This is a genomic window from Arthrobacter gyeryongensis, assembly GCF_039543785.1.
GTDB lineage: Bacteria > Actinomycetota > Actinomycetes > Actinomycetales > Micrococcaceae > Arthrobacter > Arthrobacter gyeryongensis.
Genome location: NZ_BAABKK010000011.1, coordinates 201,429 through 208,245, shown reverse-complemented (window position 1 = coordinate 208,245; position 6,817 = coordinate 201,429). Strand labels below are relative to the sequence as shown.

General features: G+C 61.6%; 3 protein-coding genes. All 3 read left to right on the top strand.

Features of this window, described 5'->3' with window-relative positions; all coding sequences use genetic code 11:
- Positions 1-241 precede the first annotated feature (241 nt).
- The 3 genes from ABEA18_RS10290 to ABEA18_RS10280 all read left to right on the top strand — a co-directional run bounded on the left by ABEA18_RS10290 (position 242) and on the right by ABEA18_RS10280 (position 6,798).
- Positions 242-3,226 (top strand): FAD-binding and (Fe-S)-binding domain-containing protein, encoded by a 2,985-nt coding sequence (locus ABEA18_RS10290; protein WP_345449256.1) that lies wholly within the window; start codon positions 242-244, stop codon positions 3,224-3,226.
- A complete protein-coding gene (locus tag ABEA18_RS10285; RefSeq protein WP_345449254.1) occupies positions 3,223-4,713 on the top strand; it encodes an NAD-dependent succinate-semialdehyde dehydrogenase in 1,491 nt (496 codons plus the stop codon). Before ABEA18_RS10290 ends, ABEA18_RS10285 begins: the two co-directional genes overlap by 4 nt.
- Positions 4,714-5,781: 1,068 nt before the next feature.
- On the top strand, positions 5,782-6,798 hold the full coding sequence (locus ABEA18_RS10280; protein ID WP_486303809.1) for an NAD(P)-dependent oxidoreductase: 1,017 nt from the start codon (positions 5,782-5,784) through the stop codon (positions 6,796-6,798).
- Positions 6,799-6,817: the final 19 nt, after the last annotated feature.

Genomic DNA, 6,817 nt, shown 5'->3' with positions numbered 1-6,817 from the left:
AGGCCCGGTACCCATCGAAGCCATCGAACCCACCGAGTTCCTCCGCGCAGTGCTCCACACCTTCTAAACCAACGAGAGCACAAAGAGCGCAGCGCGGGGTCCATTCGGGCTCCGCGCTGCGCTAAGGGCCAAGGCCCGAATTTACAAGAAAGAACTCACGCCCATGACCGATTCCAGCAGTCGTCCAGAGTCGCACGGCCCGGACCACCTACACGCAGGCAGCTCGATCGACGATGCTTCGATGGAAACCTACCATGGCCCGGTCAGCGAGGTCCGCGATTTAACCAGTGTGCTGAGCCAGGAACTTGCCAAGGCAGGAGTGCCGGTGGATGCTTCGCGGCGGCGGCGTTCAGAGTATTCCTATGATGCTTCTAACTACCGGGTCGAGCCGCTCGCGGTGGCCTTTCCCCGCACTGTTGACGATGTCGTTGCGGCTGTTGCCGCCTGCCGAGCAGCTGGCACCTCAGTTGTCGCCCGAGGGGGAGGGACATCGATGGCGGGGAATGCCATCGGCCCCGGACTCGTGTTGGACTTTTCGCGCCACATGAATCACGTCCTTGCCCTCAACGAGGAGAACCGGACCGTGGACGTCGAGCCTGGCGTTATTCTCGCTACGTTATCCCGCGAGGTTGAGAACGCTACCGGGAGCCGCTGCACATTCGCGCCCGATCCCTCCTCCAAGAACCGTGCCACTGTTGGTGGGGCTATTGGCAACGATGCGTGCGGCAACCACTCCGTGCGTTACGGGCGAACCTCCGACCATGTATCCGAAATTGACCTCGTCACCTCCGATGGGGCGCGGCTGACGGCCACCGAAACGGGACTTCGGGCGACGGACCTCACAGACTCGTATTCTATCGCTCGCGCGGAGGCGCTCTCGGCCTCCTTGGCCAAAGTGGCACAGGAGAACCTGAGCACTTTCCGTCTGGAGTTCGGTTGTATCCCCAGACAGGTTTCCGGATATCACTTGGAGAACCTCCTGCCGGAAAAGAAGTTCAACATTGCGCGCGCCGTCGTCGGGTCTGAGGGAACCTGGGCCATAGTGGTCGGCGCCCGGATGAAACTCGTGCCGAAGCCCGCGGCCGCTCTACTCGTTTGCCTCGGTTACGAGGACGTGGTCGACGCGGCCCGCGACATCCCGACAATTCTGGAATTCTCGCCGGCCGCCGTTGAGGGCACCGATGAGGCCATCGTGGACACCATGCGCCGCCGCCGGGGACCGGATTCAGTTTTGGGATTGCCCGAGGGGCGGGCTTGGCTCTTTGTGGACCTCGACGGCGACGACCTGGAGTCGGTGCGCGCCCAAGCCGACCAACTGCTCACGCAGCTCGCCGGAAACGGGCGGCTCGTCCAAGGCCGCGCCGCCGCGGACCCCGCCGAACGTGCGTCTCTGTGGCGTGTCAGGGAAGACGGGGCCGGACTGTCTTCCCGACTGGCATCGGGAGGCGAGTCATGGCCGGGTTGGGAGGACTCGGCGGTCGCGCCCGAGCGGCTTGCCGACTACCTCGCAGACCTGCGCGAACTCCTGGCCGAGTACAATCTCACCGGGGTCATGTACGGGCATTTCGGCGCTGGCTGCATGCACGTCCGCATCACCTACGATCTGCGCAGTGAGGAAGGCCGGAAAGTCTTCCGCACGTTCACCAAGCAAGCGGCGGAACTTGTTGTCCGGCACGGCGGATCGCTCTCCGGTGAGCACGGCGATGGCCGTGCCCGATCCGAACTTCTGCCCCTCATGTACTCACCCGAGGTCATGGCAGCGTTTTCTGAATGCCGCAGCCTTTGGGACCCCTTGGGCATTCTGAATCCGGGATCCATGACCGATCCCGACCCCATGGACGCCCATCTCGCCCTTGAGGGGATCCCGAACCGCGAATGGCGCACAAGCTTCGACCTACGCCCGGTCGGCTCATCCGGAACAGACCCTTGGGTGCACGCTGTCCAAGGCTGCATCGGCGTGGGCCGCTGTCGTGCAGACAGCGGCGGTGTGATGTGCCCCAGTTACAAGGCCACCCGCGACGAGAAAGACTCCACTCGCGGACGAGCCCGCGTCCTGCAGGACATGGTTCGCGGCGCGCGCACGGTTGAAGAAGGCTGGAAATCCGAAGAAGTCCGAGAGGTGCTGGACCTGTGTCTGGCCTGCAAGGCATGTTCGACTGACTGCCCAGCTGGGGTGGACATGGCCACCTACAAATCGGAATTCTTCGACCACTACTACCGCGGCCGTTTGCGTCCGCGGGCGCACTTCTCGCTTGGTTGGCTCCCACGCTGGCTCAAGCTCACTGGCCGAATCTCCGGACTCGTCAACGCCGTCCTCGCTACCCCGTTGGGCAAAGTCGCCGCCGTCGCGGGCGGCCTCACCACCAAACGCGCGCTACCGCGGTTCGCCGGCGCGGGTGATTGGCGGCGCGAGGTCGTTGCCGCAGGCGCCCTTGCCGCAGGACTGGCTGACGCCGACGACTCGGTTGTCCTGTTTGTCGATACTTTCACGCGCGGTTTCCGGCCCGAAGTCGCGGGCGCTGCGGCACGGGTCCTGGTGGACGCGGGGCAATCCGTCGAATGCTCGGCGGACGCCTGCTGCGGTCTGACATGGATCTCGACGGGCCAGCTGGGTACCGCAAAGCGGCTGCTATCCAAAGCAGCCGAAGCACTGGATGACGGCACAGAGCGTCCGATCGTCGTCGTCGAGCCAAGCTGCGCAGCTGCCCTCCGGAAGGATCTGCCCGAACTGGTCCACACGGAGCAAGCCAAGCGCGTCGCTGCGCGTGTCCGCAGCTTTGCGGTGTACATCGCTGAGCAGGTGGCCGAAGGATGGACTCCTTCGCCGGCAAAACCGGTCCCCGAAGAGGCCGTGCTCCAAACACACTGTCACGAATATTCCGTCTTCGGATCAGGATCCCAAAAGAAGACGCTCGAGGCGGCTGGCGTTGCAAGTGTTGTCGACGCCAATGGCTGCTGCGGGGTTGCTGGAAATTTCGGCTTCGAAGCAAACCATTATGCGGTCAGCATGCAGGTCGCTGAGAACGCGCTTGCTCCGGCACTCAGGGCCACCGGCGATAGCACCGTCGTCCTGACCGATGGCTTCTCCTGCGCCAGACAGGTAAACCAGCTCGATCCAACGAGGCTTGGCCTGCACCTGGCGCAGGTTCTCGATCCGGGAACGGCAACCAGATCATCCTTTTCGACAAACGATCAGCGCATCAAGGAAACAGAGGAACTCTCATGACCACCAATGTCAGCGACCTCAGCGTCTCGGAGCGAGCACGCGAAGTCATCGCCAAAGTCAGCACCGGCGTCTTCATCGACGGACAGTGGGGCGAAGCAACCTCCGGCGTCCGGTTCGATGTCGTCAACCCTGCAACCGAGGAAGTCATCGCGACCGTTGCCAACGGCGGCCCCGAGGATGCCCAGCGCGCCATCGAAACCGCCGGCCGGGTACAGAAAGACTGGGCGAAGACCAGTCCTCGGGAACGCAGCGAGATCCTGCGCCGCGCCTACGACATCGTCATGGCACGCCAGGACGAACTCGCCCTAATCATGACCACCGAAATGGGCAAGCCGATTGCGGAGGCCAAGGGCGAGATCGCCTATGCGGCTGACTACTTCCGATGGTTCTCCGAAGAAGCCGTCCGCATCGGCGGCGACCACACAACATCAGGCGATGGCAAGACCCGGGTCCTAGTCTCGCGCGAGCCGGTCGGCCCTGTCGTTCTCGTCACCCCGTGGAACTTTCCACTCGCCATGGGCATGCGCAAGATTGGGCCGGCCATCGCCGCCGGCTGCACGATTGTGTTCAAGCCGGCAACACTCACACCGCTCACCTCACTGGCACTCGTGGACATCCTCGTCGAAGCCGGACTCCCCGCCGGTGTCCTCAACGTCGTGTGTACCACAAAGGCCTCCTCCGTCGTCTCGCCGTGGATGTCCAGCGGCATTGCCCGCAAGATCAGCTTCACGGGTTCAACCGAGGTCGGGATCCGCCTGCTCGAGCAGGCAGCCCGGCACGTCATGCGCTCCTCCATGGAGCTCGGTGGCAACGCACCCTTCATCGTCTTCGACGACGCTGACCTGGACCGCGCCGTCGAAGGGGCCGTCGCGGCAAAAATGCGCAACATGGGCGAAGCCTGCACGGCCGCGAACCGCATCTTCGTCCAACGCCCCATCGCCGGGGAATTCGCCCGCCGCCTCGCCGAACGACTGGGCTCCTTGATAGTGGGCGACGGCGCCGAGCCGGGCACCCAAGTTGGGCCGCTCGTAGAAGAAAAGGCTCTGCGAAAGGTCCAGGACCTCGTCAACGATGCCGTTAACAAGGGCGCGAAGGTCGTTACCGGCGGGAACCGGCCAAACCGCCCGGGCTACTTCTACTCACCGACCGTCCTCTCAGACGTCTCACCCGACGCTGACCTCATGACCGAGGAAATCTTCGGACCCGTCGCCCCAATTATCCCGTTCGACACCGAAGATGAGGCCATCCGCATGGCAAATGACACCCCCTTTGGTCTCGTGGGCTACCTGTTCACGCAAGACCTGGACCGAAGCTTCCGCGTAGGGGAAGCCCTCGAAGTCGGCATGGTCGGGCTCAACACCGGCATCGTCGCCAACGCCGCAGCCCCCTTCGGCGGCGTCAAAGCCTCAGGGCTTGGCCGCGAGGGAGGCCGCGTGGGCATTGATGAGTTCCTTGAATACAAATACATGGCCATCCCACGGGTCTAAGTCGCTCTTGGAGGCGAACGGTGCAACCAAATCTCCGGGTTGAAGCGCCACCTGCTGGTGGCGCTCGACCAGGGATTGAGACGTCGCCTGATGCCAAAACTGTCCATTGGGTAGGCCTCATGGACCCCCTTTTTTCGAAAACCCTCAGATCAGTCGTTTGAAAAGTGTCAATCACACTACCTCCGGAAAGGACAACATGACATCCCGTGACGCACGAACACATTTGGGCCTTCTTTCAGTCCTGGCCCCGGGAGACCGCGTAGAAGCGCGCGACAAAGTTGGCCAACATTGGATAGGCACTGTTGAGCTGGTAGCCCCGTCATTGGGCATTGTCTGGATCTGGAGCGATAAAAGCGAAAGAAAAGCTCTCGATGTCCACGACTTCGTGATCCAGAGCTGCTGATGCGGAACAAGCCGGCGTTGGACGCCGTCCTGCTGCTACTGGATTTCCTTGCCTCGTCTATCGTCCTCCCGACGCTATGGGGCGCCTTCTCGTCTGTCGACTGACCGACCAGCTTGGGGGCCATGAGCATCTCTCGTGGGAGAAACCTTCTGGTCATCGCCGGAACTACTGTGGCTTTCTTAACCTTGTCCCTGCCAGCTCGATTGACAGAAAAGACGACCCCAGGCGGTGACCGAAGGGAACTGACTGCAGTACTAGCGCTCTGGTCATGTTGCTAATACCGTCGGCCCACGACGGAAAGCCAAAGCTCTTGTCTGAGTTGACAAGAGCCAGACAGGACTCACACGCCTGATGATCTCAACCTTCGGCTGTGTTCAGGGCGCAGCCGGGGGTCCAGCAACACCATAAACTCCTCGATCCAATCGTTTCCAAAGCGGCTGGCCGGCGCGTGCGAACAGGAAATCTATGCAGTAGGGACCCACGGCTCGATCGACCCTCCGCCAGCGGAGCCAACTAAGAGACATTTTAAGTCCTGGGGCGGCCGGAGGCCCTCCGGCCGCTCCGCAAAGCCGGGTGTGCTGGAACACTAATGAGCATTGACACGACGGATCATTCAGCATATCGTACGAGTGTTCATAAATAAGCTCGCAGCATCTTGGTGTGAGATGCGCAGAATGTATAACAGTTCCGCTCAGCCTGGAGTTTTCACTGCAGCTGAGCAGGCACACAGAGGAGCAGAAATGAAAGTCGGTTACATCGGTTTGGGGCATATGGGTCGCGGAATGGCCCTGAACCTCGTCAAGGCCGGACTTGACGTTACGGTCTTCGATCTTTCCAGTGAAGCGATGGACGTAGTCGTATCAGCCGGAGCAAAGCCCTCGTCAAGCGTCGGAGAGCTCACAAAGTCTGTTGACGTCGTGTTCACGTCGCTTCCAGGCCCGGCTCAGGTCGAGTCCGTAGTTCTCGGTAAGGACGGCGTCCTGGACAACATATCCGCTGGAAAAGTGTTGTTCGAGTTGTCCACGAGTTCGCATGAGCTGGCCTTGCGCATTCACGAGGCTTTTGCCGGCAAAGGAGCCACAATGCTCGACGCACCGGTAAGTGGTGGACCCGCAGGGGCCGAGTCGGGCGACATGGCGTTTTGGGTGGGTGGCGACCGCGAGACCTATGAGAAGTTTCTTCCGGTCTTGAAAGCCATGGGGGATAAGCCCCGGCTTGTGGGGCCTATTGGCGCAGGAACGATCGTCAAGCTGGTCAACAACGTAACTGGGCAGGTTTTTCTGCACGCTATGGGGGAAGCGTTCTCAGTTGCGGTGAAGGCTGGAGTCGATCCGCTTGAGCTCTGGGATGCGCTCCGACTGGGTGTGATCGGTAAGAGCTCTGCGATCAACATGCTCACTAAGCAGTTTCTGCCTGGTAAATTCGACCCGCCGGCCTTCGCACTCAACTTGGCACTTAAGGACGTGAATCTGGCAACTCAACTCGGTCGCGAACTCGGAGTCCCCATGAGACTTGCCAACCTGACCCATGCGGAAATGACCGAAGCTGTCGGCCGAGGCATGGGGGAGAAAGATTGCCGCATCTATCTGACCTTGCAGTTGGAAAGAGCAGGCGTGACAATCGCGGTCGATCCGGACGAACTCGCCGCACGCCAAGCAACTCCCACAACTACTACCGACTAGACATCTGGCTTCGGCGCCC

Coding starts and splice junctions, on each gene's coding strand:
- ABEA18_RS10290 (WP_345449256.1), top strand. CDS start 242: ATGGAAACCTACCATGGCCCGGTCAGCGAGGTCCGCGATTTAACCAGT.
- ABEA18_RS10285 (WP_345449254.1), top strand. CDS start 3,223: ATGACCACCAATGTCAGCGACCTCAGCGTCTCGGAGCGAGCACGCGAA.
- ABEA18_RS10280 (WP_486303809.1), top strand. CDS start 5,782: ATGCGCAGAATGTATAACAGTTCCGCTCAGCCTGGAGTTTTCACTGCA.